This is a genomic window from Kitasatospora sp. NPDC047058 (genome assembly GCF_040643935.1).
Classification (GTDB): Bacteria; Actinomycetota; Actinomycetes; order Streptomycetales; family Streptomycetaceae; genus Kitasatospora.
Window position 1 is genome coordinate 1 of record NZ_JBEYVJ010000740.1, and the last position, 2,016, is coordinate 2,016.

The window sequence follows — 2,016 nt, forward strand, 5'->3', positions numbered from 1 at the left end:
CCGCGCCGGCCGACATGGCCGCACCGAAGACGCCGACCGGGACGTCGAGACCCCGGTAGGCGAGGACCGGCAGCACGGTGACGAAGACCGGCCCGCCGCAGTTCAGCGCGGTGCCCGCGAGCACCACGCGGCGCAGCACCGGGTCGGCCCAGTTCATCCGGAAGCCGGCGGTCAGCCGCTGCCAGACGGTGCCCTCGACGACCGTGCGCCCGCCCCACGGCCTCATGGACCGGAAGCAGGCGGCGGAGACCAGGTAGCTGGCGGCGTCCACCAGCAGTGCGGCCACGCCGAGCGCGCTGTACAGGGCCGCCGCGATGGAGGGGCCGGCCACTTCGGCGACCGAGCCGCTGCCTTCGAGGCGGGAGTAGGCGCGGACCAGCTGGTCGTCCTCCACCACCGCGGGGACGGCGATCAGGTAGCCGACGTTGAAGAAGATGGTCGCGCCGCTGATCACCGCGACGCAGCCGAACAGCAGCGGGGTGGAGAGGACGTCCAGCCAGTGGGCGAGCGGGATGACGGCGACGGCGCCGAGGCGCAGGAGGTCGCAGGCGAGCATCGTGCGGCGTTTGTTCCAGCGGTCGACGAGGACGCCGGCCACCGGCCCGAGCAGCGGGATGCCGAGGTACTGGGCCATCGCCACCACGCCGACCTGGAGGGCGGAGGCATGCAGCACGAAGATCATCAGGGTGGGGACGACGAAGACGGTGATCCGGTCGCCGACCACGCTGACCGTCTGGCCGGCCCAGAACAGGTTGAAGCCGCGCCCGAGGCCGGCGGGGCGCCGGGCCGTCACGAGGTCTCCCCGTCGGCCGTGCGGATCACGAACCCGGCCGTCTTGCCGGTGCGGTCGTTGCCGACCAGCTCGTGCACCGCGCGGACCCGGAAGTTCTCCGGGTCGTGCTGGAAGGCGGTGCTGAGGGTGAACGTCGCGGAGAGCAGTTCGGTGCGCAGCCGGGCGGTGTCCACGCCTCCGGTCCGCGCTGCCGCGGGGGCGAGCAGCAGGAGGTCGACGCCGGTGGCCCGGCCGCCGTACTCGGTGATCACCACCTGGGCGCGGGAGACGCCCGGTTCGCGCTCGGCCCGGGCGAGCAGCTCGTCCACGTGCAGGCCGAGTCCGCGCACCTGGACGACGCTGTCGCGCCGGCCGAGCACGCGCATCGCCCGGCCGGGCCGCCCGCACCGGCAGGTGGTCAACTCCCCCGCGTCGCCCGTGCGGTAGCGCAGCACCGGGTTGAGCACCTCGGGGTCGAGGGTGGTGAAGTCCAGCAGGCCGTCGGGGCCGGCGTGCACCAGTTGCCGGGGCAGCGGGTGGAAGGTGTCGGCCGGGCAGTCCGGGGTGTTGGTGCCGACCACCCAGGTCTCGGTGGAGCCGAACATGCCCCAGCGGCGGGCCTGCGGCGCGACGGCCGCGAGGTCCTCGTCGAGCTGCGGCTGCCAGGCCTCGCCGAGCCAGAGCACCTTGCGCAGGGCGGGCAGCTTCAGGCCGGCGGCGCGGGCGTGCGCGAACCAGAGCCGCAGGACGCTCGGGGTGCCGCCGATCGCGGTGGCCCGTCGGTCGGCGAGGAAGCCCAGCCACTCCCCGTACTCCTCCCGGGTGACCGAGCCGAGCGCGATCACCCGGCAGCCCGCCAGGTCCGCGAGCGCGGCGGCGAGGAAGTGCGCGCCCCACATCCGCCCGGCGCCCCAGGCGTTGACGAAGGTGTCGTCGCGGTCGAGCGGCTGCCAGTGCGCGTGCACCCCGGCCATGTAGAAGCCGGTGGGCGCGTAGCCGAGCTTGGGGGCGCCGGTGGAGCCGCCGCTCTGGAACAGCCAGGTGGCGCCGGCCGCGGCCCGCGGCTCCAGGTGGGCGAGGGCGGTGTTCAGGTCGTCCTTGGCCAGCGGCGGGAGGGCGGCCAGTTCGTCGAGGCTGCCGATGCTGCCGGCCGGCCCTCGCGCCTGGGCAGGTGGTGGAGGTCCGCCATGAGGAGCATGTTCTCCTCGCCGGTGATCAGGCCGTCGACGGCGGAGAACTGCCCG

General features: G+C 74.6%; 2 protein-coding genes and 1 pseudogene. All 3 read right to left on the minus strand.

Translation table 11 applies throughout. The features are described 5' to 3' along the window. Positions 1-793, minus strand: a 793-nt coding sequence (locus tag ABZ885_RS39995; RefSeq protein ID WP_360199950.1) for an MFS transporter, incomplete at its 3' end; no start/stop codon positions are given. Further along, the gene (locus ABZ885_RS40000) at positions 790-1,914 is read right to left on the minus strand and encodes an AMP-binding protein (RefSeq protein WP_360199952.1); all 1,125 of its coding nucleotides are present in this window, start codon (positions 1,912-1,914) and stop codon (positions 790-792) included. The genes ABZ885_RS39995 and ABZ885_RS40000, both read right to left, overlap by 4 nt. Continuing rightward, positions 1,911-2,016 (minus strand): annotated as a pseudogene (locus ABZ885_RS40005) (ABC transporter); the annotation flags it as partial. The pseudogene ABZ885_RS40005 and the gene ABZ885_RS40000, both read right to left, overlap by 4 nt.